The sequence below is a fragment of the Shewanella sp. KT0246 genome, from assembly GCF_019654955.1.
Taxonomy (GTDB): domain Bacteria; phylum Pseudomonadota; class Gammaproteobacteria; order Enterobacterales; family Shewanellaceae; genus Shewanella; species Shewanella goraebulensis.
The window spans coordinates 1-26561 of record NZ_BPEV01000022.1; the positions used below are offsets into that span (position 1 = coordinate 1).

Here is a 26561-nt window from a genome sequence, read left to right on the forward strand (position 1 = left end):
AATATATGATAAAAAGCCGCATTCATGGATGCGGCTTTTTTATTTTGCTAAGCAATTAATTCATTGCAAGCTTTATGCTAATGACTAAATATCAGATTCTTTAAATTCGGCAATCGATTCACCGCGAAATTCCTTTTTGAGTTCTGACTTAGACAGCTCATTAATTTTACCACCAGCACCAATTGTAAAATGATCTGTTTGGGTTAATTTACGAGCTTGATAAAGCATAACGACCTGCAAAGTTGATTCTTTTTGCTCATCAGATAACACTGTACCGTCGTCCCACTTTCCTGTTTCAGCGGCTGAACGCAGGCGATGGTAAACTTCTTCAGGCATGTCATCGATGACTTTATTGATATCATTCATACGCTTTTCCGTTTGTGTAATACAATTCTGGCACGAGTAACACTATAGCCAACAAAACCAAAAACAAAGCAGCCAGTTGCTATATGAGACTGAATACCGGTTGCAGTTTCACCGCCCCAAAACCAAATCACCACACCTGCAATAAATAAAGTTAAAAACACAAAGCTCTGAGTCATTAACTTATTTGATTGCTGAATATGACTAATAATACGAACAGATTCATTATCACCGTCAGTTTTAGAACGGCAATGAGAACATTCTTTCGCTTTACTGGAAATACGCTTTTGACATGAAGGGCATTCAATTAACGCCATAACTTGACTACTCTGTTAAATTATCAACAACAGCAAGCATAGCCACTAGCGATGCTTCACCTAGGTATTCACAACGTGCTGGAGACCAACCTACAACAGGATCTGGTAAGTTGTCGTTGTCTTTAAATGGCATTTCTAACGTGTTTGCAAGACATTTAAATGTATTACCTACCCAGTTAGAACCGACCGTTAAGTTCGCTTTACCAGGCTCATCTTTGTCATAACCATATTTAGTTTGGAAATCAGCACTAGCCATTCCTAACGCAACAAGGAACTGTTCTTGTAACTTGGCCATATGTGGAGTGTAATTTGGTGCGCCTTCACAGCCTGCAACAAACACATAAGGTAAGCCTTCATCACCGTGGACATCATAGAATAAATCTACACCTGTCTCTTTCATCTTATTAGTAACGTAATACACTTCAGGGCTTCGCTCTAAACTAGGCGACTGCCACTCACGGTTTAAGTTAGTACCTACAGCATTGGTGCGTAAATGGCCTCTTACACTGCCATCTGGATTCATGTTCGGCACAATGTAAAAGTTGGCTTTATCCAGTAACAGTTTCGCTGTTGGGCAATCACTATCTAACAATTGGTTTAATAGACCTTCAATTAACCACTCAGCCATTGTTTCACCTGGATGCTGTCTTGCTGTAATCCAAATGTTCTTTTTAGCTGGGTCGTTATCACCTATTTTAAGTAAGCTCATGTCACGGCCATCAAGAGTTAAACCTAAGTTTTCAAGGCTTACAGATGGGTGCAATTGCACTGAACTAATTAAATCTAAATGACGCTCATAGCTGTATGGTGCAAAGTACGCAATTTGAATTGCTTCGCAGTCTAAGTCAACTTGAATCGTTAGCTTGCCGTCTTGGTAGCTAGTTGGTAGACGGAACCAGTGTTGGCGATCGTAACTCGCTACTGCTTGATAGTCTTCCCAACCTTTAGGGTATGATGCAGAACCAGCATTCATAATGTTTAAATTATAAGTTTGGCCGATGTCACCCTCCATACGGAAGTTAAACCATTGATAGAACTCGCCGCCTTCATCAGGTCTGATAGCCAATTGAATGTCATCGTGCTTGTCTAGATTGATAGTCTCAATGTTACCACCATCAAAATTCGCGCTAATACGCATAGGACTTCCTTATGTAAGGTTATTATCGATTTTTATGCCTGCATCTTATCAAATGCCGTTACTCAATAAAATCAAATGGTGAACAACTGCTAAACATCTGCTCAAATTATGTCAGGTTTTAGTCATAATATGGCAGTGATACAAACAAAGCATCACAGTATGGGCTATCTAACAATAATGAATGTAGTGGATTCAAATACAAAAATGCCGAATATACAGATATTCGGCATCTAAGAATCTTTACAGTGAAATGATTTTAAACAATGTCCGTCGTCTTCATAGTAAGTTTGACTGTCGCCAAAAACTTAAATACTGCGACTTATAACATTGTAATAAAAGCTTTAAATCAAAATTGGACTAAAACAATAACCTTTACCACGCACAGTGTTGATTAACTCACGTGGTAAAGAATTTTTAGCCATTTTTCGGCGTGTATTACTGATGTGCATATCAAGGTTACGATCAAACTCACCTAATTCTTTGTGCAATACTCGCATTTGCAACTCAGCTTTAGTAACCACTTCGCCTTTTCGTTGGAATAAGTACTTAAACAAGCGGTATTCAGTTTGAGTCAGTTTTAAATGCTGAGTATTTAACATGACGGTATTATTTACGTCTTCAAATAAAATATCATCAAAATCTGACCGATGAACAACCTTTTCACTACGGCGCCGCAAAACATTTACTCTCAATAACAATTCTTTTACGTTAAAAGGTGCTGCTATGTAATCATCTGCACCTTGTTCAAATGCATTAATGCGCTCTTGATCTACATTGTTGTTCGCCAACACAATGACTGGCGTTTGACAGTGCTTAGCCATGAGTAACCAAAAAGAATCCATCTTAGGGACATTGTAATCCAATAAAATTACTTCAAATTCGTGTCTCTCTAATTCAACCAGCGCATTAAAGCCATTATCGACGATGTGAATTTCATATCCCATCGACTCCATTTGTTGGCATAGGTGTAAGCTATTGGTGAGTTGTTGATCAATCAAGAGAATCTTTTTCATAGCGGTCTTAATCTAAACGAGAACAATTACCATTTAGATTATCACCATGAATTTATTATTACTAGCAAATTAATGTAAATTTGCGAACCAAGCTTTGTTTTGATCTGTTAATTCAATGGATTTTTTCTAGTCTGTAATTAATCATTGCAAGTATTTGATGAGAGGTATATATTAATCGTTAATCGACGATTGACTATGGGTCACAACTAATAACTAAGTACAAGTATGCCGTTCGTAATCATAGTGAGTAAGTTATTTAGACTTATAAAATGTTTTATAGAATTTAGTCATAGTCAAAACAAGCTCTACACCAATTTACGTTGGATATAGCTGGTTAGTTTTTACGTCATCTACATCAATAGGATTTTTCGTTATCTACATCAATAGGATTTTACGCTATGGCACAAGATTGCAGTCAGAAATCAGCGCTCGCATTTAAAGCCACAGAGCAGCAATTAAACGATGAGAAGTCATTTGCGGCTCAAGCTAAAGCGATGGCCCACCCTGCCCGCATAAGGATCCTCAAAATACTGTTTAACTTAGATAAACTTGGCGGCTGTTTAAGTAGTGATTTAGTAGCCGAAGTTGGATTGGCGCAATCCACTGTGTCAGAACATATTCGTATTTTAAAACAAGCAGGTTTTATTAGTGCTGAACCGAATCCACCTAAAATTTGTTATCGCATCAACCGCCAAGCACTTAATAATTATCAGCAGCAATTTAATCAATTATTTTAACTATTCTGATAAACAAAGTATTTGACTAAATCTTTTAATATCTATGGAAGATTTTAAGATCTTATATCGTACTTCGACGATAAACGAAGCAATTGTTAGAATATACAAACAAAGAGAACTGACCATGAGTGAAATGAATACAGACTCAGCCACCAAGAAAATGAGTTTTCTTGATCGCTACTTAACCCTATGGATATTTGTCGCTATGGCACTTGGTGTGTCTATTGGTGCCCTATTCCCACAAGTCGAACAAATCACCAATTCAATGAGCGTGGGTAGTACTAACATTCCACTCGCTATTGGTCTTATTTTGATGATGTATCCACCACTAGCAAAAGTAGATTATCGCTTGTTAGGTAAAGTGACAAAAGATAAACAAGCTATCACCCTTTCATTAATCATGAACTGGATTGTTGGCCCAATCTTAATGTTTATTCTGGCTATTACATTTTTAAGTGATTACCCAGGTTATATGGTTGGCATTATTTTAATTGGTATTGCACGCTGTATTGCTATGGTGCTTGTTTGGAATGATATTGGCGGAGGTAACAAAGAACTAGGTGCAGCACTTGTTGCAATTAACAGCTTATTCCAAATATTAACTTACAGTGTGATGGCATGGTTGTTTATCACTGTTTTACCACCGATATTTGGCTACGAAGGTTTTGTTGTTGATATTTCAATGGCTGATATCACCCAAAGTGTACTAATTTACTTAGGTATACCTTTCTTAGCTGGTTTTTTAAGCCGTAAAATCTTAGTCGCTCGTAAAGGTGAGCAATGGTACAACGAAGTGTTTATCCCAAAGATATCGCCTATGACCTTAATTGCGTTATTGGGTACCATTGTATTGATGTTCAGTTTAAAAGGAGACATGATCCTTGAGCTACCAATGGATGTACTCAGAGTCGCTTTACCGCTGGGGATTTACTTCATTTTAATGTTCTTTATCAGTTTCTTTATTGGCAACAAGATGGGTATTCCTTATGACAAAAATGCCTCGATTGCTTTCACTGCAACCGGTAACAACTTTGAACTCGCCATTGCAGTATCCATCGCTGTGTTTGGTATTCATTCTGACCAAGCGTTTGCCGGTGTTATTGGACCATTAATCGAAGTGCCTGTTTTGATAGCATTAGTAAATATTGCATTAAGAATGAAAGCTAAATCAGAACAAAAACATAATCAAGTGGTCTCTAACTCATAGCATTATTTCATAACATAATAACGTTAATAAGCTGAATTAAGTCGAATACAAGCCTGTAATGACAGGCTTGTATTATAGAACGGGCCATAAATATCACTACATAATGACTCTTTACTTATCACTGCATCACGTATCTTTTCCTCAGCAGTTAAAGATTTAATCTTATTTACTGATTAATAAAAACTGTCTAAACATGGCACCCCACCTCATTACAGAGTCCACATCGTTCCAATTGTCGTCATATTACTCTAATATCTTGTATTAGTTATTAAATTAAAGGGATACATTCATGACAACTCGCGTATACGTATTAGCACAGTTTAAGCCTAAAGAAGGCAAAGAAGCTGAACTGTTTGAAATTCTTAAAGCCCTAGAACCTGACTCGTATCGTGAGGAAGGCTGCATTCAATATATGCTGACTCGACAAATCGATCACCCAAGTGCAACCAGAAACGAATACCCAATTGTATTCAACGAAATCTGGGACAATGCCGAGTCTTGGGCTGCACATGGGCGTAGAAAGCAAATTCAACATTTCTTTGAAACTCAAGTTCAAGCTGAATCAGGTTTAGTAGAAGATGCCAAAGTAACGGCATACTCAGACGAAGGTTATCACTATGATGCGCCAATTTATGAATAGAAACGCTTAATAGCAGCACTGTTTTTTTAATTACCGATTCTCTAACTTAACGATTAATTCAAAAGGACTTGAATACGATGACTTACCCACTATTTTTCAAAAGAGTTTTCATTTTGGCGATGTTGCTAAATTCGCCTCCATTGATCGCGCTAATTTTAATTCCGATTGGACTGGAACCTGTGCTACTGATTATGTCATTAGCATTTTGGGCAAATATTCCGCTTTAGTTAGGCCTAGGCAATCTTACAGCTGAACCTAATATCGTTTATAGCAAGTTTGGCGTGATGGATACGTCATTGACGATAATAATGACTACTGTGATGTTTTGGGTAGTATGCGCTGCAATTTTATCTTTGTTGAGTTTATATATTCCAAACAAACATCAACTTAAATGACATATATCTACTTCAAATATATGTAAATGATTTAGTGATTGATATGCTCGAAATATAGATACAAAAAAGCCGACTTTATTAAGTCGGCTTTTTGATGTGTACTTAACCGTAAACTGAGTTATTTATTGGTCATCAATTGCTTAATGTACTTAACAGGTGCGCTACCATAGCTTAAGAACTTTTCATGGAACTCTTTCAAATCAAAGTCGTCTTTTTGAGCTAGCTTTAACTCTTCTCGTAAATCGTAAATTTCACGATAACCTGAGTAGTAGCTTGTTAATTGAACTTGGCTTAATGTTGCACGGCGCCACTTGCCTTCAGCTTCCGCTTGTTGCTGGAATGCTTCATTGGTCATTAAGTCGATAGCCTGTTCTTCTGTCATGCCATTCACTTGAATGCTGTAATCTAAAATGGTGTTAGCAATAACGCGTAAGTTCCACTTGTAATACATCAACCACATTTCAGGTTCAAAATCACCATAGCCTTCTTCAAGCATCATACGCTCAGTATAAACCGCCCATCCTTCAACCATTGCACCATTACCGAATAAGCTTTTCACTAAACTTGGTGACTCATTTGAATACACTAGTTGAGTGTAGTGACCAGGAATCGCTTCATGAATATTGAGCACTTGTAAAATCCAGTGGTTATATTCACGCAAATAACTCTCTGCTGATTCGTCACTCATACCATCAAGAGGAGTCACATTGTAATAGGTATTCGCATCCTTTTCGTAGGGACCAGGTGCACTGATTGATGCACCAGCAAAACCACGCATATACTCTGGGGTTTCACGTACAACTAACGGTTTTGAAGGATCTAACGTCATCAGTTGTTTTTCGTTGACGAATTTCACTAACTCAGGGATTTGTGCTCTGACTTCATCAACAAAGTCTTCGCGCTTTACGTGTTTAACTGATAACACATCGATCAGTTGCTTAATGGCCACATTGTCATCTTGTGGTTTAGGGGTATCAATATACTTAGACCAAATGTCATTGGTGATCTTTGCCATTTCCGCTTGCACGCGATGTTTATCAGCAGTCGCTTTTTCAAATAGTGCTTTGCCTGACATGCCTGCTTGAATATCTAAGGCAAATTTTTCTTCATACAATTCCTCACCAATTCTAAAGCTACGCGCGCCTTCTTTTTCAAGTTTAACTTCAAGCTGAGTTAACCATTCAATGTGTTCAGTTACTGCTACTTTGGCTAGTTCAAAACGCTTAGTAAATAGGTCTTTGTCAGCTTGAGTTAAACCAGAGTCCGCAACTTTTTGAGCAAGATCATCAGACAGTACTGAAAAAGCACCTTGGTTTTGCATGATCGCAAGTTGAGTATGCTCGATGGTTGGGTTGTTGATATTTGCTTGCGCAGCTTGGTAATAAGCAGGCACATTTTCTAAACGAGCCACTACAGATTTAAGTCTTTCATCCAAAGGGGCAAAATCTTCGTTAATGATCTGGGCAAACCCGCCAGCTACATTGTATTGTGAAGGGTTCCACTGCCATGCTTTAAAGCGCTCTTGCTGCCATTTGATACTGGCTAATAAGTTTGAAATTAATTCATAATCAATCAAATCATTGGTACTTAATGTGCTTTTATCAAACGCTGACAACTTAGCTTGCTGGGTATTTACAAACGCTAATGTTTTCGCTCGAGCAGCTTCATTTGGCACTTCTAAGTAACCATCATTAACATGCTTGCCACTGTACAGTGCCCAAGTCGGTGACCATTGCCATAAATCGTTAATGAACCCATCAGAAAAATCCGCAAAATTAACTTGAACTTGTTCAGCAGCGGTTACGGTTTCGCTTTGAGTACTAGCACTGTTACAACCGGCTAATGCACTCAATCCAAGTACAACAGCAAGTGAGATTGTGGCTTTTTTCATTGTCTGGCTTCCTTTAATTAATGTGATAATTTTATTATTATTTTTAACTAATTCGCTTTAATAAACCGATTAGCATTTTGTTGTTAACTTTTTTGTGGCATAAGTAAATCATGAACTTAAATAAATTTCAGCTCAATTCCTGTATTTGACATCTTTTGTGACATCTTTTAGTGGTACTTAATCTAGTGACAACTCGAAACTGGTACAACTGAATTGTTAACTAAATAAATGATCGAGTTCTTTATAATGTTTGAAAAGGAAAACACAATGACAGCAAAACGGTTTAGTCTTATTCTTAATGGTAAAAAAGCTGGGATACTGGAAATACGTAATGCTGTTTATGCACTGAGAGAGCAAGGTTATGACTTAGCAGTCAAAGTAACTTGGGAAGGCGCTGATATGCAGCGTTTGATTCAAGAATCGATGAATGCAGGTTTTGATAGAGTTATCATTGGTGGTGGCGATGGTTCACTTAACGAAGCAGTAACAGCTTTAATGCATCTAAAAGCCCAACATAAAGAATCGCCACTGTTATTGCCAGAGGTTGCCGTGTTACCGCTGGGAACAGCCAATGACTTTGCAACGTCAGCTCAAATTCCAACCGGAATAACTCAAGCTTTAACCTTTGCAATTACAGGAGAGGCATCAGCGATCGATTTAATCGCCGCTAACGATCGCCACTTCATTAATGTCGCAGCTGCAGGCTTTGGCGCACAAGTGACCGCTGAAACACCTGTTGAATTAAAAGACTTTCTAGGTGGTGGTGCGTATACCCTTACAGGTTTAGCTAAAGCCATTGGCTTCAAACCTTATGAGGGTACTATTAACACTGACAAAGGCAGCTATAGCGGAAATATAGTCGTAGGCGCAATGTGCAATGGACGCCAAGCTGGTGGCGGACAAGTACTCGCACCTAATGCCAAAATTAACGATGGATTAATGGATGTCACGCTATTAAAAGGGTTTACTCCCATAGACTTACCAAAAGTCATTGAAGAAATCAGCTCCTCTAACACCGATGGCGAGTTTTGTTTTCACTTTCAAACCCACTGGTTAGAAATCGACTTCCCGTTAACTTTGCCATTAAACCTTGATGGTGAACCATATCATTGCGAGCAAGTTCGTTTTGAAGTGAAACCCAAGGCAATTCAATTTGTTATACCACAAACTAGTCAACTACTTTAATAGTCAATTTACGAATAAATTCTAATAACTTTCTTGAACTCAAATACTAAAAAAGCTCGTTATTTTGCAGTAACGGGCTTTTCTAAAAACAGCATAGAGGTGGGATTTGAATCCAAGGCTTTCTTATCAAATGTAAAACAAGTCGATTATTTTACAATTGGTTACGAAATAAAGGGTTAATTATAAGCGCAATTGCTAATTAAGATTGGCTATTTTTCTGAAAAAAAATCGCGAGTAATAAGTTGCTAGTTATTCTGATGAGTTTAAGCGAGACTTTAAATTACTCAGCTGCGCTTGCTAGGGATAAACTAACAATATCTGGTGCGCTGAAAGTAAGGTATAATATTTATAATAAGATCCAAAATATTATCTTGTTAGCCGTAGCCAAGGAGCTAACCCTTCTGTTTTATATTGGCCGTGTTCAATACGTTCACTGCGATAAGTACCACAAGTTTGTAACCTTTCTCACAAAATCTTTCGCTGCAATACCACCGGACATGCTTGAACCCACGACGATCACATCAAAATCCATATTATGCGCTTTCATGCTTATTCATTTGAATTAACCTTAAACTGTTAAAGCCAAACTCGGCCAACCTCGGAGAGTTTAATCTCCTGATATGGCCCTAGGATGGAGTCAAATTTTAGAGCTTGGGTAGCACCGATTTTTGAAATGTAATAACCAATCACAATCAGTTGTTTAAGCTTGCGATAGAATGTATTTTGCTCAGAACCTTGGTACCTGTAACAATCAAGTATCTCTATTGACTTAGCTTGTTTATTGGATGACAGTTCTAAAAAGCTTGGATTAGCATTAAGTTAATTATCTAACTGGTCAACAAACTTAATTCGTTCATCAGGGGTCATAAAATGATGAACATAATAGTCAGCATACAAGTGCGCATCGGCTTCGCTGGCGCTGGGTGTATCTGTATGAGTAATAATGATATCGCTTATTAACTTAATACATTCCAATTGTTTTTCAGTAAAGCCTGTCTTTATTGTTTCACTCTCAAACGCAGATGTAACCGCGAGCACCATGCTATTAATTAAGGTAATAGTACAACCTAAAACAACGGAAAGGTTGATTAACAATTGGCGTCTATTTATACCAGTAACATCCATGAAATACAGATAAGAATTTAGAAACCGTTATCAGCTATCTAACAGCAACTCTTAAAACCTAGTGAAATAATAATGTTTTAATACAATAACGGTAACATTGTCTATTGCCTTCAATATAACAACTGTTTTTATTCTGCAATTAACTTGGTAATTTGACTGGTTGTTTTAAAAAGAGATTCAAGCAGGTCTTGATTCCCATTACTCCCTTTGTCTTGTACCTTAAAAGTTGACACACTCAAAGCAGCAATCACTTTTGCATTCGGTTGGCCTATGAGTACTGAATAATCTTTTACCCCAGTCAGTAAGCTATTAGACTGCACAATGAATCCAGATTGTAGAATAGCCTCTAAGTCTGTGGTTAATTGACTTCGTTCAGACGGCCCAAACTGACAATAAGTCGGATCATGCTCCATTAACATCGTCTGTACCTCTGCATTACTATTGGCTAATAGTAATTTTCCCGCAGTTGATTGACTAAGCCGAAATATTGCGCCTTCTGAAATACTAAGGTGAACTTGGCTAGTGCTTCTGGCATTCACAACGACCATTGCTTGGCTTTGATATAACATACTCAAGTAGCATGATTGGCCAATATGAACCGCTAAGTCTTCCATAAAAGGTAACGCTGATTGCCTGACGCGATCGATAGGCGAAATATTGCGAGATAAATGAAACAACTTCAATGATAAGCTGTATCGACCAGAGTTTATGTCCCGCTGTAAATAGCCTCGTTTTTCAAGTCCAACTAACACCCTATATATTTCATTTGGGCTACGTTTTACACCTCTGGCAATTTCGGTTTGTGTACACGCGATTCTGATATTAACCAAATATTCCAAAATATCTAATCCCTTATCTAACGCGGGAACAGCGTACTTATCCTTTAATACATCATTCATAACATCCCTTCTGCTTTAATCGATTCTTATATAAATTTAAAAATAAATTTATCTGTACATTTACAAATTTCAATTAACTATCAGCCACTTAAATATATTTAATTGATTCATATTTGAATGTAACGTTTTTATATAAATATAGGTTGAAATTATGAAGCCTTCGAGCGATTATTGTCAACAATAAACAAAGATTAATCATTAAGGATAGCATCAATGACTCGTTCATCACTTACGGAAGAGCAAATAGCTGAATTTGAACAAAAAGGTTTTCTTATCATAAAAAGTTATTACAACACCGAGGAAGTCACGCGATTACAACAGACTACATTTAATGATGAATCGCTTTATGACCGAGCATGGGATAAGAAAGATGCTCAAGGTGCGGTAAGTAAAGTTTGCCTTTGGCAACAAACCAGTGATGACTTTTACAGTATGTTTTCCCGCGGAAGACGCTTAGTTGATGTATGCGAGACCTTAATAGGTGAAGAGGTTTACCACACCAGTACAAAAATCATGATGAAAGAGCCTTTTGTGGGTGGCGCTTGGGAGTGGCATCAAGATTTTGGATATTGGCATCGTGATAATTATATGCTTTATCCTAAATGCATTAGCTGCATGATAGCCATCAACCAAGCCACGCAAGAAAATGGTTGTTTACAAGTTTTGGAAGGTTCACATCACCTAGGCCGTTTAGATCACAACAAAACTGGCGATCAAAAAGGCGCAGCCATCGAGTTTGTTGAACAAGCAATGCAATACCACTCGCTTGTTAATGTTGAGTTAGCCCCTGGCGATGTGTTGTTTTTCCACTGTAACTTACTGCACAAATCTAATCAGAACCGTTCTTCTGCGCCGCGATGGTCAATGATCAGCGCCTATAACGCTGTCAGCAATCAGCCGTTTAAAGAAAATGAAGCCGTTTATTACCCGCTAACTCCTGTTGATGATGATGCCATTTTGAACTGGCAACAAAGCAGTCTGTAATATTCACAAGTTTAATTAAACCTGAATCAGACTCAGTCATTAACGCTATTGTAAAACGTTCAAAAAGAGAAAGTTATGGTGCACACGTTATCAAATAATAAACAAGATTCTGAGCCGCTAAAGAGTCAACATCTAGAGGCTAAAGTGCTGGACACTGAGCATGCAATTCCAATTAATAAACAAGATCCCCATGGAAAAATCATCGGGGTCGGTGACTTTACTTATAAAGTCGATGCTCACTGGGGCAAGCTTGATCCCCAGCAATACCCAATCGAGAATTGTCATGGATTAGCGATAGATTCTCAGGGTCGTATCTTCATGGTGACAGACAATACCAGTAACAACATTCTGGTATACAGCCAACAAGGTGAGTTACTGGATGCATTTGGAAGTGGCTTTCCTGGTGGTCACGCAATAAGAATCGTTGAAGAAGAACAACAAGAATTTCTTTATGTGGTCGATTGTGGTTGGGTCCTGAACCGCCATTGGGACGGAAAATGTGTCGACCAATGGGACAACCCTAATAATAAGGTCATTCCTCAAAGTGGCTTTATTGCCAAAATGACCTTAGATGGTGAATTAGTCTATACCATAGGTCACCCTCAAACCTGCGGTGCATATACGCCAGAGCAAGCGTTTCGACCAACCGATATCGCTATTAGTCCAAACGGTGACCTGTACGTTACCGACGGCTATGGCAGTGATTATGTGCTGCATTACGATAAACAAGGTCGATACCTCAATCATTGGGGGGGACATGACAATAACAACCCCAATGATAATCTGCACAATACCCATGGAATTGAAGTCGATTTACGTGACAATGAACATCCAACAATAATGGTCAGTTCTCGCTTCGAACAATGTTTAAAAGTGTTTTCACTTGATGGAAAATTTCTCCATAAAATTGATGCAAATGGCGCTTATATTGGTGGACCCGTATTTAAAGACGATATCTTTTATGCGCCAGTGTGTTGGTCTCATATCAATAATCATAATGCCGATAATACTGGCTTTATCAGTATTTTTGATGTTAATAACACCCTAATCGCTAATCTAGGCGGAACAGAGCCTATCTATAAAGATAATGATTTACAGCCAATGCAAAGCACTGAAGATGTGTTTAATCACGTACATTGTATCTGTGTTGATCAAGACGATAATTTATATGTCGGTCAATGGAACGCTTCACAAAGTTACCCATTAAAATTGATCAAACAGTCAACATAAAATTCTCTATAAACAAGCGGCTTTCATGGCCGCTTCGATGTGTTATTGATTCTATTATGACAGCTTAGTTTGATGCTAGTTGGATGCTCGTTTGGACTCTTGTTTTGGTGCACATTTAAGAATTGGACAAAGTTTCAATGACAAGATTTAGCGGTCAAAATGTACAAACACAAGTTAAAAAGGACGATTTGAGATGGGCAATTTGAAATAGGCTATTTGAAACGAGACATTTGAAACAAGCGGCTTAAAATGAACGAAAGAAAATGGATAAAGGCATGAAGAAACCATCAAGTTACTGCGAGCCCTTTTCAATAAAGGACGACTATGAATTTGAGATCCATTATGTGAGTCACTTACAACATGATAGTTATTCCTGCTTTTTACACTTTCACCAAGTACACGAATTTATATTCTTTGAGCAAATAGAAGGGAAATACTTTTATCATCAAGGAGAGTCATTACTTGCAGATTTTGACGCCGTCTTTACACCCGCGATGGAAAGCCACGAATTCAGTTTAAACCCGCGTCCAAAGTCATGGTATATCGTGCAATTTATCCCAGAGCGACTTAATCACCCTGCCCTGATTGAATTCAGTCAAATATTACAATCGGGGTTACACCTTACATTCTCAGCGGAGATTAAAAACAAAATTCATTTGCTTCTATCATGGCTATTGAGTGAGTTTAGCCAAAACCCCAAAAGTAAAACCTGTCATCAACTGTTTAATAGTCTAGTGACTATGGTATGTGAATACGGTCAAACCAACTTACATCATCAACAATCACCATTGAATATTTCAAACAGCTATCGAAAACTCACCCCTGTGATGGATCAATTAAAAGTGAATAACAGCCACCAATTATCGTTGGAGCAAGCCGCTGAAATGTGCCATTTATCTCCGTCTTATTTTTCGAGGCTATTTAAAAAACATTTCAGAGTGACGTTTTCTGATTACCTAATCCAGCATAAGCTTTATAACGCAGCAAGATTATTAGGCCAAAGTACAACTTCGGTTACTGAAATTTCATATGAATTAGGTTTTACCAGCTCGTCATACTTTATCAAACAGTTTAAACAGCACTTTAATGTCACCCCACACCAATATCGGCAACAATTAAAGAGCTAATTTAATCGTTAGCTAGCAATTAACTATTAAAAAGAGTCTCTTTTGACAGAGGGGTCGACTGCTCGCTCAGAATTGTTTTATTCACCGTTAACCCTAACTTAATTGCCTGTGTCCCTAATACGTAAGCTTTTGCATGATTAACCGCTTCAACGCATAGCAAGGTGTTACCGCTAAAATACCAAACAGAAAATTGCTCAGATGATTCCTGTCGAACAAGATATTGATCATAGCCTTCTGATAAGCCGACAATTTGTAATTTATACTCATATTGATCTGACCAAAACCAAGGAACGGATAATGATTTAAGTTCCCTAGAATTTAAATTAGTACCAGAATTAGCAACTGATTCAGCTTCAGTATTAGCTTCTAATTTAATATTTGCTTTAGCATTAGCTACAATAAACTGCGCTGCAATTTTTGCCTGTTCAACCGCATTTTGTATCGACTCGAGTCTTATCCAGCGTTGATATCGTTGACTATAGTGCTGACTACAATCACCAATCGCAAAAATATCCGCAGATGATGTTTGGCATACCTCATTAACGTTAATGCCCTGTTCTACTGTTAGATTGGCCGCTTTTGCAATCTCGGTATTAAGCCTCACACCTACGCCAACTAAAATAAAATCCGCAGGATATTGGCTACCATCACTGCAAACAACGGTATGGCGTTGATTCTGGTTTTGACCTTCTGCTAACGGTTGATTTTGATGTACCACTTCAACCACATCTTTACCCATGGTTAACTCAACACCTTTGATTAAATGAAGTTGCGTTAAAAAATCAGACATAGCGACAGATGTGACTCGAGAGAGTATTCGAGGTTGTTTTTCAATCACGGTGACATTAGCACCTAGAGACATAAATGATGCCGCGCATTCTAGTCCGATATAACCGCCACCAATAATCACTACTCGCTTATGTTTACTTTGGTTAAGCGCTGCTTTAATCGCTATGGCATCGGCAAAAGTTCGCATTGAAAAATACTGACGCTTACCTTCAACGTCTACCGTTTCACGCAGTCCAGCAATGGGTGGAATAAAAGCTTGGCAACCGGTCGCGATAACTAACTTATCAAAACCAAGACATGTTCCGTTAGCTAACGTCACCACACGAGTTTGTTTATCAATTACTGCTACGGTTTGGCCTAACATCAAGTTAATATCATTATCAGCATATGCTTTCAGTGGTTTTAATGGGCTTGAGATAACCTCGACTGATTGGATTGTTTTTTTCGATAGAGGCGGCCTGTGATAAGGCAACTCGGTATCGCGATCTATCAGGGTAATGTTTCCCTGCCACCCTTGCTGACGTAAGTTAAACGCTAGGTTTACCCCCCCATGACTGGCACCTATGATCACCACCGTTGGTGTTTTTGAATGGTTAGTATGTTCTTGAATCATAGTTTAATCTGCCTCCAGCAAGGGCTAACGAGTTTTTAATTAGCAACAACAAATGTCATTCCATCAATTGAGTCTGATACCGCTATTTGACAGCATAAACGGCTGTATTCAGTCACCTTGTCATCGAGTTCTAACATGTCAGTTTCAACTTCTTCTGCAGCTGCTAATTTGTGTGCATCTTCAGCGGTCACATATACATGGCAGGTGGCGCACGAACATACCCCGCCGCAATCACCATCAATACCAGTAATGCCATTTGCTGTAGCAAGTTCCATTAACGAACCACTATCCCCCTCAACTTCAATGGACTCACCTTGTTGAGTAATAAAAATAACTTTAGTCATGACTATTCCTTAATTCGTTTGATTGAGTATTTCGCTTGATTGAGTAATTGCTTAATTGAAATAATTAACAGCTAGATGACTTGGCCACGAAACGGACATGCAGTTGATTAAAACCCACTTTTCTTGAGGTGGTGCCTAACTGCTCTATTTTTTCATCTGCTTGAATGGGGTGAATTTCAGCCACTCTATTGGCAAGTGAAGTAACCAAAAGGCGTAAAATCTGGCGGGCGTGAGTTGCCCCTAAACAATTATGATGACCGAATCCAAAACTCACATGGGGGTTCACTTTACGATCAAAGTCGACGGTATTAGGCTGGTTAAAAACCTTGTCATCGCGATTAGCCGATGCCCAACATAATGAAATACGGCTATCCTTTTTGATTGCATGTTCGCAAACAGAAGTATTTTCAGTGGCAACACGGCCCATCTGAGTTAACGGGGAGAAATATCGAATGAGCTCTTCAACTGCTCTATTTACAATCTCTGGTTCGTTAGCGATTCTCGTCAAATCACTGATGTTTTCACTAAAATAAGCAAGGGTATTAGTAATTGCATTAATCACGGTATCTCTGCCGCCAGCAAAGGTTAGGATCATCACGCCCTTCACTTCTTCTTTAGTGAGCTTTTTACCATTAGCTTGTGCATTTAATAGCACTGAGTACAAATCATCACTTGGATACTGCATGGCTTTATCAATTTGAGTATCAATATAGTCATATAAGATATTGGCTTTACTCGCATCAAGGTCGCTTTCTTCACTACGAAATACGTGAGTGCCCCAATCTATCCATGTTTGCGCTTCGTCAGCCTTAGTATTTAACAATAGAGTCAGTGCTTTTGATTGCAGCGTTAGCGCAAATTCAGCAACAAGCTCTATTGTGTCAACCGACAAAGCATAATCAATTGTGTCATCAATGATCTGTTGCAGCTGCTTTTGGTATTGCGCTTCCAATGGTCTTTTAAACCAAGGATTAAGTAACTCTCTGAAGCCTTTATGTTCAGGTTGGTCAACTTCAAAAGGGATTTGACGAGTCTCTCGAATCGCGACTTCTGAAGGAATGACAATACGTCCAGGTTTTGCGCCTGATTGAAAAACAACACTATTATGCGCAGCTTTACGGACATCTTTTAATCCTAAAACCATAGTAACGGGATCGTTTTGATCGTCCATATAACCCAAGCCTGTCGTGTCGCGCAGCTTGGCAAATGCATCATCAAACTGGCTTATCCCACTTACTCGAACAGGTGACGTTTTTTCAATCATGGCGAATCCTTAAAAGTAATATCTACGTCATATCCTAGCGGCCAATTTGAATGCAAAATACACAGATAAAGGTTAAAAATATCACTTTGATGTCATTTTTATGATTTCAGTTATTGATGCATCCTGCTGGTGGTATTTATATAAAAAAGTGCTAACACAATGTGTTAGCTCTTCAGTTTTTGCTGATTACAATTTTAGTGATGCTATGACTACTAGCAGCTTGTTAATTCGCCAATTTTTGTTGATATAGGTTCGAGGTCACCTCTTTAACAGCATCAATGAGTTGGGGATAAGGCGTATCGGTCACTGTGACAAAACCGATGTTGGCATTTTCACCATCAAAAGCTCTTCCCGTTAACGGCTCATCCATATATTGAAACCAATGGGCGCCAACCATATACGGTTTTTCCAATACACTTTGCATGTATCGTTTGTATTTGTTAGCTCTATCTTGCTGCCCACTAGCATGAACAATTCCAGGATTAAGTAAGCCTGAACCTTCTGTGCTACCGATATGAAATTCTCCAATCACTACGGGTAAATCGACTTCTTCTAAGAACTGCCAAAAATGGGTTTGCATGCCTTCTTCATAAATATTAAAACTCAGCACATCTGAATACTTGATGGAGGCTTTAATAATTTCATCAGGCATGCCCCAGTTAGCCATTCTCGCGCCCATATACAAATGATTGGGCATTTTTTTGGCAAGCGTATTGTGGACGACGGTGAAGTATTGTTCACCTAACATTTCAAGCATTCTCGATAAATCCGCGACTTGCCTTGTGGAGTGATGCTCTGATGTGAAGCCTGCATCAAAACTAGACCAATCAGAAATTTCAGTCTGCCATGCTGTATTTAGCTTGTTAATTTCACTGTATTTATCTTTTAAGTGAGTGCTAAATGCCTTTTTAGCGGGGCTGTTAGTCGAATTCTTTGATAACGCATCTAAAATAACCCCATAACGAGCAGCAATTGAGCCTTCTCGTTCACCCCAACTCTTTTCATTATCAATAAAAATACCCGCACACCATGGTGAATCTTTTACTGAACGAGAAATTTCATCAATGGTCACTTGAGCGCGATGAGCAAACTCAGGATCATATGGATCGGGCATGAGCCCCCAATGGTTCACTGACCCAGATAAGGTTTGAAAGTCACCAATAATCCAGCCATTTGCAAAATACGGCACTTTATTGGCTTGATAAAACGCAGGATCAACCCAATTACCAAATGAGGTAAATCCCCAGTCTTTCATTCTTGCAAGGGTAACTTCGTGCCATTTAGTTAAATATCCATCTGCATCATTTCCATATTTGCGTTCAAGGTTTGCTTGATAAAAACTAAAGGTTTCACCGTGTGGTATCGCGCCTTTATGAGTTGAGCGGCGATAGCTATAGTGTTTCGCTAAAGGCTCATCATATTCGGGTAACCAATTGAACATATTGTGGCGTAAAGGCGACGCCACATAAGCAGTGTCTTTAATTGATTGCGGAACCTGTATTGTGCCCATTGAATCTTCAGGAGTGGTTTCATTGGGGTCGCGATATCTCACTTTATCGTTTTTATAATCAACCCCTGTTAAGGTCGACATATTAGCCATCCTGACATTAGCGGGTCCATGTGAGAAAAAAACATTCCCCAATGGATCGATCATCCACCATTTCCCGTCAATTTTTTCAGTCCTAAAAAAGCCAGTGGCTTTTCGCTTTGCAGCAGCCGTATAGCCACCGTAGATAGAGCGATTAGCCATACCTTTTGAGCTATCTAACTGTGCCAATTCTTTTGTCGTTTGGTTTTTAAGTTGTTCATCAGTTTTGATTTTTAATGGATAATCAATTTGAGCATGTTGGCCATACTTATCGACAATATTATGCATCCACTTGGGATCTAAACTTGGGTTTTGTCTTATACGTAGGTTATTAACTGTAATCTCATGACTTTCTAACAAACCAATAGTAAAAAACTTAAGCGCTGCGATTTGGGTTAAATCAACATTATCGTCACGCCACGATCGCCAAACCATTAACAGATCCTTGGTATCCCAAGGTTTAGCATCACCCCAAAAACCTGTTTCAGTTTCAGCCTCGACCCCATCAAGAGGAAAGAATACGGTGCCGGTATAATTAGGTTTAATACTGATAGAACGGCTTTGTGATTGACCAGAGTCATTTTCAAGCGCTAAGTAAAAATGGACTGATTTATCTTGGGGATTCACGACATCAAACGCCAAATTGTATCGGCTAAAATCAGATAAATCCCACGCGTTATCAGGGGTAATTGTTACTGTGGAAATATTATGTTTATCTGAAAATAAGATGCTTAATTTATCATCTTCAACTTGGCTGGTAGCTGATGTTTGTTGAATCCATTGTTGCTGTTTCGTCATTGAAAAATCAATCAATGATAATAACGGACTGGTTTCATCATTGGGTAATAGCTCTGTAGGCTTTGAAGGTTGGTTTAGTGGCTTTTTAGCTGATAAGGCTTGGCTGGATATATTGGCATCGTTGCATCCTATTAATGCTAATGCACTGACTAATAATAATGGTCGATATGGAAAAGGCATGTTAATACGCTCCAATCTATAATGTTTCTAATGAATTCATTGATAACTTGTTGATTATTCATTACTGATATTTGGTCTGTCTGGCTTGGATTAACCCTATGATGGTTTGCAATAGAGTTAGCACAACTCACTAATTTAATGATAAAAAAAAGGGCCACCAAAGTGACCCTTTTATACATTATCTAATTAGAAGTTCATTCGTGCGTTTAAGCGGAATGTACGACCTGTTTGATATTGGTAAACCGTACGAGAATCTGTAGCACCTCCACTGAGTGGGCTGCCTTCATCTAATACTTCACCATTCACATTTAAGAAGCGGCTAGTGTAGTACTGACGTGTACCTTCGTCGGTTAAATTAACCGCTTGGAATGAGAACGTCACATAATCATTCAGTTGATAGCTTGCTGAAAAATCTAATGTTTGACGACCTTCTTCCCACAACGAACCTGACTCCCATGAGCGCTTGGCTAACTGATCGCTATTACCACGGTATGATAAGCGAAGTTGATGGCCATTCTTCTCCCAAAAAGCGGTTAAGTTGTAGCTATGCTCCGGCGTGTAAGCCACTTGCAAAGAAGGCAACTTAACGGAATCATCGATTGATGAAACTTCTTGATCATACTCACTGTCTTGATAGGTATAATTGGTTTGAATACCTAAACCTGATAACCAACCAGGCAGCATATCAAAGGTTTGAATGTATTGAAGTTCAACACCTTGAATGGTTGCTCCTTTACCATTTTTGATTCGAGTGGTTTTAAACTGAGCACACATTTGTTCTAAGTCGCCAGAGTACATCCAATCTTCACTGAACTCATCGTTACCTTGAAAACGTTTAGGCATACATTGCTCAAGACTGTCTTGACCGGCAATTAACACCAAATCATCAGGATTGTAGCTGTCACCTTCTGTCAGACCCACATCACGTAAATCGTCCATGTATGTAACAACGGTTTCTGACTCTTCAAAGTTTGTCATGTCTTTATAGAAAATACCTGCAGATAGCATGCTGGTATCGTTAAAGTACCACTCATAAGATAAATCAAAATTGATTGATTCAAGTGGATCAAGCTTAGGCGATGTTAATGTGATGGTGTTATTACGGTTGTAACCACCCCACTGAGTTTCGCTCACTTTAAAGCCTGGACGCAGGGAATCGATTTGTGGTCTTGCCATGGTTTTAGATGCGGCAAAACGTAACACGGTATCGTCTAACAACATGTAATTTAAGTTAATACTCGGTAAGAACACATCGTAATCATGGGTTCCTGTTACCCCAAATGAACGCTTACTTCTGTCTTCTGTTGCAACTAGCTGACCATTTTCATCAAGTTGTCTGTCACCGTAAGCGTAAAATTTCTCAGTTGAAATATCACTGTGGCGCCATAACCACCAATCGGACTCATTCGGATTACCTTGTACGGCATTAGGGTCAAAACAAGCTCCCTCATTAGCACGAGCTATATCATCAGATAAATCTGTTGTTCCTACAGTGTCATATCCGTTACCGTCAACACGAGCCCAACGGGTTTCTGCATTCCAGTCAGTCCCATAAAATGGGATGCCACTGCATTCAGGTAGACTAGCATCACGCAGTTCAGCTAATTTGAATGGATCCATTAAGCGACCGACATTGCCTGGGTCAAACGCAAACTGCACCCCTGAAGACCCCGCGGCTTCAACCTCAGTTTTCACGTAACGCACCCCTAAATCACCCGATAATTTACCATCGAATAAATCAAAGTTAGCTTTTAAGTAAGTCGCAAAATTTTCTAACTCTGCAGAGCGGGTATTAGAGTTATCTGGTGTGAAGCCTACAGAAGGCGAACCTAATGCAACGTCAAAGGCTTTAAATGCCGAGAAAGTTGACCAACCATCGGTAATAGAATCACGACCATAACCGTTACTAGACATAAAGTTGTCTACTGGGAAGTTTTCATCAGTTGCAAATAAGTCACCACTTAATGAATTAAGTCCATCGTTAAGCACGGTAGGTGCGCCAGTATAAGGGTTATTAATGACTACCCCTTCACCAACACTGTTAAATGCGTTCTGTTGATTATCGACATATTTTTCACGATTCGAATATTTAGCACCAAATTCAATACTTCTTAAAGGACCAACATCTACAATCCAATCAAAATCAACAAATGCCGATTTTTGTGTATCTTCTACCGCGACGACTGAACGATTTAAGAAAGTCAGATGCTGTGCATTTAACTCATCAGCATTGAAACCGGTAGTGGAATAGTTATCCCAAACATTTAGCGGGTCGCCAAATTCATTATTGGCACCAAAATCAATTAAGCCGCTGCCACCAACAATGGTACAAGGACCGCCAGTACAGTCATAACCTACTGGTTCAATGTCTGTTTCTGGAACATTCTTAATTAACCAGCGGTTAATATTGCTGTAGTTTTGCAGTGCGATATAAACTTGATTATCTGGTATACGTTCAGATTTAGAGTAACCAACACCCGCATTTAAGATCAGGTTATCGGTGAGATCTTGACGTAAGTCGAAAGAGATTACCGTGTTTTCTTCATCATATTTGTTTTCAGACTGCATTAAGCCGCCATCACCAAAACGATTTAGATATTTAGTAAAGGTGTTGGTTTTAGTATCAATGGTGTGCCAGTTTTCTTGAGGATCCGTCCACAGTGAAGGTCCGCCGCCCAAACCAGGATCGACACCTTCGATCATATTGCCTTGTTGACCACTTCTGACTTGTACACCATGCATCGAGCTATCAAAAGATTGTTTGGTAAAGTTAGTGTTTAAATTAAATTCTGTTGAATCTGTTGGAGCCCACTGCAAACCTAAGTTGAAGTTCATACGGTCTACATCGTTATTATATAATTCATAACGCGTGTTTTTATTGGTGATGCCCCAAACGTCTTCAACTAGGTTACCTTGTGTGTCAGCAGCAAGGTGGGAATATTCAGACACCCAATTGTCCGCGGCGTACTGATCTTTACGGTAAGTATTAGTTTCTTTAACGGCAGTAAAAATAACACCGAAAGTTTCATCAAAAAACTTTTCAGAAATCGTGCCTGAAATTTTGTAGTTTTCGTCTTCAATCAAATCGTTGTAACGACCTTCAACCGTAAGGGTTCGAATGTCATTACTGATATCAAGTGGCTTGTTGGTGATCAAGTTAATGTTAGCGCCTAATGCACCTTCTTCATGATCGGCACTGGGCGTTTTAACCACTTCAATTTTTGATAAAATATCAGATGAGTACTGAGATAAATCAACACTTTGGCTAAAATCCGTTGTACCAAGTTGCACGCCATTCATACTAACGTTATTTTGCTGTGAATTTGCACCACGTACAGTAATACGAGTACCTTCACCGTCAACAGACTGAGCTGTTACACCTGTGACACGCGATAGCGCATCTGCAATGTTTTGGTCGGTTGATTTACCGATATCTTCTGCATTGATTGAATCAGTTAAGTTCTCTGCAAAGCGTTTATCGTTGATTGATTTCTTTAAACTGCCCTTCAGTCCTTTTACCTGAATCACTTCCATCTCTTCTGAAGCTTCATCTGTTGTTTTTTCTTCAGCAACAACTTGCATCGACATTGCAGTTAACAATGCAAGATACACAGAGCTGTATTTATATTTTACTGTCTTAATTGGCATATCTACTCCCCCAAGAGCGTTTGTGTTTCTGCCTAACTGAATTGCAAAAGTTAAGATAATGTTGCAACTCTGTTTACAGACATTACTGATCAAGGGAATAACTGTCAACATAATTTTGTTAACAATCTTCAATTAGTATAAATCAATTTGTGATGTGTATTCCAATAGAACCTTTATCAATCTTGGTGTGATTATACCGCATTTAACAAACTGATAACCATCGAGGTAATAATTGTTTGCTACTGATTTAAAAGGGTTTTGTGACAACAATTATTTACGCCAGCATCAATTAACATCATCCACTCATATCCGCCTTTATCCAGTTGATATCACTTTATCTATTATCTCTCAACAGTCATACATGCTAATAAATTTGATCTTATATGTAAGTTGAAACCAATAGTTGTTTAAAAACAAATGTTAAATCACAGCTAAAATCTACCCGTTTTAATTTGTTAATTGAACGGACATAAACAATTTCTGAAATGTGAGACACAAAAAAGCCATCCGAAGATGGCTTTAACTTAATGTGACATTTCTGTTTTAAAATTTGTGTATATATGGCCAACCAGCAAATTGTTTACCTTGAGTTGGATCGGTATCCCACTCCCAGCATTCGAATTCAAATTGTTCGGCATGATGGTTTACTTTTACAATACCGTAGCCTTCACTTTTTAAGCTCCTATCAGCTAAATAGTTACTCCAGGAATTATTGGTTTGCTGTTTAAAATCATCATAGGTCACCTTAGGGTTGGCAACGGCTAGTACCCGCATCTTATTACCAAATGTATCGGTAAAATTACCCGTGTTAGGATCATTATTAAATTGATTATCAAGTTTATCTAATCCTTCAAACCATCGCTGCCAAAAGGCGGCTCCAGCAGGGCCAGCATAAAATAATGGTCCATCTTCAAAGGTGTCTAACCCTTGTTTAGCCACCATGGCTAAATGTTGATCACCGCAAATGACTACAGCGCCTGCGTCTTTAATCAATTTGACTGCGCGAGTTCTACCGTCAGGTGGATAGCCGTTTGAGTCGTAATCTAACAATGGTTCTAAATTACTTTTGGTCTGAGGCGAGCCCCACATGGATGCAGCAATACAGATTTTAGGCAGTGCTTTATCCATATCTGCCCATTCGCGTAAAAACTGCTCTTGCCTATGACCCAATAACTCACCTTGGGCATAAATCGGATCGATATTAATATTACGGCGGGATTTAAACTTTCTATCTTCTACCATGGCAAAACTGACACCACCATAAACGAAGGCACCATAAGTCACAGAAATACCGTGTTCTATTGGTGTTGGATCGTATGCATCAGGATTATGACCATGTTGCATTCGATAAACCATTTTGACCAAGGCTTTGGTTTGCATATAGCCACCGTCTTCTTCGGTGCGTTTATCACCTTCTAATACAACGGGGTCACGGCCACCTACTCCCCATAAATTACCTTGTAGCACGTCATGGTCATCCGCTAACAATATTGCGGGTTTATTTCGAATAGAGTCTTTGAATGTCCAATACCAAAGATACCAGCGATAAAGCATGTCTAAGTGTGAGTCAGGTCGATTACGCCATACTTGTGTTGGCGTTGCTTCATAATACTGATCACCACAAAATACATACATATCTGGTTCGTGCTTGTCGCAATTATTCACCAGTTCTGTATGAGGAAACAAAATATTCTCAGGACTAAAACGACCTAATTGCTTTTCTTGTTTTAATCGGGTCTTGAAATGCTCAATATCTAATGACTGATTGGTGGCCACAAGGCAAGAATATAAAGCGATAGATAATGGCTTGGTTTTACCTGGATCTTTTAGCACTTGGCCTTGGTATAACACGTCCACCTGATCTGATGTGCTATCGGTAACTACTCGATAATTGTGTGTTTGGCTGTTATCCCAGTTATCGACACGGTATTGAATAATGTAACCGGGCTCCATTTGGGATGAAGGCGCAGAGACCCACTCCTTACTGCCGGCGATTTGATATTGTAACTTGGCAGTTTGATACTCATCGTCAGCAACTGGCATAAACTGGGCACTGAGTTTTAATACCGACTTATTGACACTGTGCATACAGCCCATAACAGGCCCAATGGCTTGTCGATCAAGCTTCGATAGTTTTTCACCACCCGTTTGAATATCTGAAAATGCCCAGCGCGCCCCACTTTGCTTAGGTGGCGTTGAAGATAACAACATCACCCCGCCTAGTAGTTCATCATTAGCAACGCCAGTTCTAACAATAAACCCAAGCTCTTTACCGGTTTTACTGTCAATGGCAACTAAACGAACATCAAATGACGTTTTTGATACAGGATCAATATGGCAATCTAAGATAATCTCACGATCATGAACAGCGCCAATATTAACGCTATTGGTTCTCACGATTTTTTCATAAGCCAATGGTTTTTGTTTGTTAGTGAAGTCATTAAAACTAAGTTCACCTTTTTCATTAATGACAGCCATAAAGCCGCCATTTTCACCTGATGCCCTTTGGATCAAAGCGCTGGCTCGATAATCTAAACTATCCGAACCCGCCCCCAATAAAAAACCGCAAAAGCCGGCTTTATTAGGTGTTAAGTTTGAAACTTTTGCTTTAATACGAGCAGGCTTAATACTGTTATTAAGTTGTCGCGTTAATATCGACACCGTGCGCATTTCAAAGCCACGCCCGTTTCGAATGCATTCAATTTTACCTGCATTCAATCGCCAATCTTGCAGGCGATTACCCCAAAAAGCAGAACCAAGCCAAGGACGTTTACTATTACTGACTAATGTTTCCACTAAAGAAACGTCAGTAACAGACAATCTATTGGCTGCCGCTCTAGCTGCTTGAGATGGGAATAATAAGCCACCCGTTGCTAAAGCCGAAAGTTTTATAAAACTGCGTCTATCCATACCTTCCTCAGTTTTGTTTACAAGAGTCCATTTGTACTCAATAAAGCGATTAAGTGATGACAACACCAGCCTTTAGCCGAACATTCTCTGTTATAAAGCAAAAGCAACGACGTAAAATCATTAAGGGGTCGAGGCCATATACGATAAAATTAGCATCGGGTTCGATGCCCTAACTA

Annotated in this window: 19 protein-coding genes and 1 pseudogene; 7 read left to right on the top strand and 13 right to left on the bottom strand. The window is 39.0% G+C overall.

The window, feature by feature from the left end:
* Window positions 1–84 precede the first annotated feature (84 nt).
* The 4 genes from K5Q58_RS12260 to K5Q58_RS12275 form a co-directional block, all read right to left on the bottom strand.
* Window positions 85–366: a YeaC family protein gene (locus tag K5Q58_RS12260; RefSeq protein WP_220754220.1), complete on the bottom strand. Its 282-nt coding sequence runs from the start codon at window positions 364–366 to the stop codon at window positions 85–87.
* Window positions 363–680: a zinc ribbon domain-containing protein gene (locus K5Q58_RS12265; protein WP_220754221.1), complete on the bottom strand. Its 318-nt coding sequence runs from the start codon at window positions 678–680 to the stop codon at window positions 363–365. The genes K5Q58_RS12260 and K5Q58_RS12265 overlap by 4 nt, the downstream gene beginning before the upstream one ends.
* A gap of 7 nt (window positions 681–687) precedes the next feature.
* Window positions 688–1818 carry a M14-type cytosolic carboxypeptidase gene (locus K5Q58_RS12270; protein WP_220754222.1) on the bottom strand — a complete coding sequence of 377 codons (1131 nt, stop codon included), beginning with the start codon at window positions 1816–1818 and terminating at the stop codon, window positions 688–690.
* Between the two features lie 341 nt (window positions 1819–2159).
* Window positions 2160–2831, bottom strand: coding sequence for a response regulator transcription factor (locus K5Q58_RS12275; RefSeq protein WP_220754223.1), 672 nt, complete (start codon window positions 2829–2831; stop codon window positions 2160–2162).
* A gap of 398 nt (window positions 2832–3229) precedes the next feature.
* Here K5Q58_RS12275 and K5Q58_RS12280 point away from each other — a divergent pair, with 398 nt between their 5' ends.
* From K5Q58_RS12280 to K5Q58_RS12290, 3 genes are all read left to right on the top strand, one after another.
* The gene (locus K5Q58_RS12280) at window positions 3230–3568 is read left to right on the top strand and encodes a helix-turn-helix transcriptional regulator (protein WP_220754224.1); all 339 of its coding nucleotides are present in this window, start codon (window positions 3230–3232) and stop codon (window positions 3566–3568) included.
* Between the two features lie 133 nt (window positions 3569–3701).
* The gene (gene arsB / locus K5Q58_RS12285) at window positions 3702–4775 is read left to right on the top strand and encodes an ACR3 family arsenite efflux transporter (RefSeq protein WP_220754277.1); all 1074 of its coding nucleotides are present in this window, start codon (window positions 3702–3704) and stop codon (window positions 4773–4775) included.
* A 289-nt stretch (window positions 4776–5064) separates the two neighbouring features.
* Window positions 5065–5415 carry a putative quinol monooxygenase gene (locus K5Q58_RS12290; protein ID WP_220754225.1) on the top strand — a complete coding sequence of 117 codons (351 nt, stop codon included), beginning with the start codon at window positions 5065–5067 and terminating at the stop codon, window positions 5413–5415.
* 513 nt (window positions 5416–5928) lie between these two features.
* Here the strand turns inward: K5Q58_RS12290 and K5Q58_RS12295 are convergent.
* Window positions 5929–7701, bottom strand: a complete 1773-nt coding sequence (locus tag K5Q58_RS12295) for a DUF885 domain-containing protein (RefSeq protein ID WP_220754226.1) — start codon at window positions 7699–7701, stop codon at window positions 5929–5931.
* 267 nt (window positions 7702–7968) lie between these two features.
* On the opposite strand from K5Q58_RS12295, the gene yegS reads away from it, so the two are divergent.
* Entirely contained in the window at window positions 7969–8886 is a 918-nt protein-coding gene (yegS, locus tag K5Q58_RS12300) for a lipid kinase YegS (RefSeq protein ID WP_220754227.1), read from the top strand.
* A 576-nt stretch (window positions 8887–9462) separates the two neighbouring features.
* Here yegS and K5Q58_RS21350 read toward each other — a convergent pair.
* Window positions 9463–10011: pseudogene (locus K5Q58_RS21350) on the bottom strand (gluconate 2-dehydrogenase subunit 3 family protein).
* Between the two features lie 128 nt (window positions 10012–10139).
* Window positions 10140–10910: an IclR family transcriptional regulator gene (locus tag K5Q58_RS12315; RefSeq protein ID WP_220754229.1), complete on the bottom strand. Its 771-nt coding sequence runs from the start codon at window positions 10908–10910 to the stop codon at window positions 10140–10142.
* Window positions 10911–11123: 213 nt separating this feature from the next.
* Here K5Q58_RS12315 and K5Q58_RS12320 point away from each other — a divergent pair, with 213 nt between their 5' ends.
* The 3 genes from K5Q58_RS12320 to K5Q58_RS12330 all read left to right on the top strand — a co-directional run bounded on the left by K5Q58_RS12320 (window position 11124) and on the right by K5Q58_RS12330 (window position 14251).
* Window positions 11124–11894 (top strand): phytanoyl-CoA dioxygenase family protein, encoded by a 771-nt coding sequence (locus tag K5Q58_RS12320; protein ID WP_220754230.1) that lies wholly within the window; start codon window positions 11124–11126, stop codon window positions 11892–11894.
* A gap of 75 nt (window positions 11895–11969) precedes the next feature.
* Window positions 11970–13124, top strand: coding sequence for a 6-bladed beta-propeller (locus K5Q58_RS12325; protein WP_259651334.1), 1155 nt, complete (start codon window positions 11970–11972; stop codon window positions 13122–13124).
* A gap of 275 nt (window positions 13125–13399) precedes the next feature.
* A complete protein-coding gene (locus K5Q58_RS12330) occupies window positions 13400–14251 on the top strand; it encodes a helix-turn-helix transcriptional regulator (protein ID WP_220754231.1) in 852 nt (283 codons plus the stop codon).
* Between the two features lie 19 nt (window positions 14252–14270).
* Here K5Q58_RS12330 and K5Q58_RS12335 read toward each other — a convergent pair whose 3' ends face one another.
* The 6 genes from K5Q58_RS12335 to K5Q58_RS12360 form a co-directional block, all read right to left on the bottom strand.
* Window positions 14271–15653 carry an NAD(P)/FAD-dependent oxidoreductase gene (locus tag K5Q58_RS12335; protein WP_220754232.1) on the bottom strand — a complete coding sequence of 461 codons (1383 nt, stop codon included), beginning with the start codon at window positions 15651–15653 and terminating at the stop codon, window positions 14271–14273.
* Between the two features lie 35 nt (window positions 15654–15688).
* The gene (locus K5Q58_RS12340; RefSeq protein ID WP_220754233.1) at window positions 15689–15997 is read right to left on the bottom strand and encodes a 2Fe-2S iron-sulfur cluster-binding protein; all 309 of its coding nucleotides are present in this window, start codon (window positions 15995–15997) and stop codon (window positions 15689–15691) included.
* Between the two features lie 64 nt (window positions 15998–16061).
* Complete coding sequence (locus K5Q58_RS12345; RefSeq protein ID WP_220754234.1) at window positions 16062–17261, bottom strand: cytochrome P450; 1200 nt, start codon at window positions 17259–17261, stop codon at window positions 16062–16064.
* 223 nt (window positions 17262–17484) lie between these two features.
* Window positions 17485–19827 carry a beta-galactosidase gene (locus tag K5Q58_RS12350; protein WP_220754235.1) on the bottom strand — a complete coding sequence of 781 codons (2343 nt, stop codon included), beginning with the start codon at window positions 19825–19827 and terminating at the stop codon, window positions 17485–17487.
* 186 nt (window positions 19828–20013) lie between these two features.
* The gene (locus K5Q58_RS12355) at window positions 20014–23475 is read right to left on the bottom strand and encodes a TonB-dependent receptor (RefSeq protein ID WP_220754236.1); all 3462 of its coding nucleotides are present in this window, start codon (window positions 23473–23475) and stop codon (window positions 20014–20016) included.
* Window positions 23476–24018: 543 nt separating this feature from the next.
* Entirely contained in the window at window positions 24019–26385 is a 2367-nt protein-coding gene (locus tag K5Q58_RS12360) for an alkaline phosphatase D family protein (RefSeq protein ID WP_220754237.1), read from the bottom strand.
* Window positions 26386–26561: the final 176 nt, after the last annotated feature.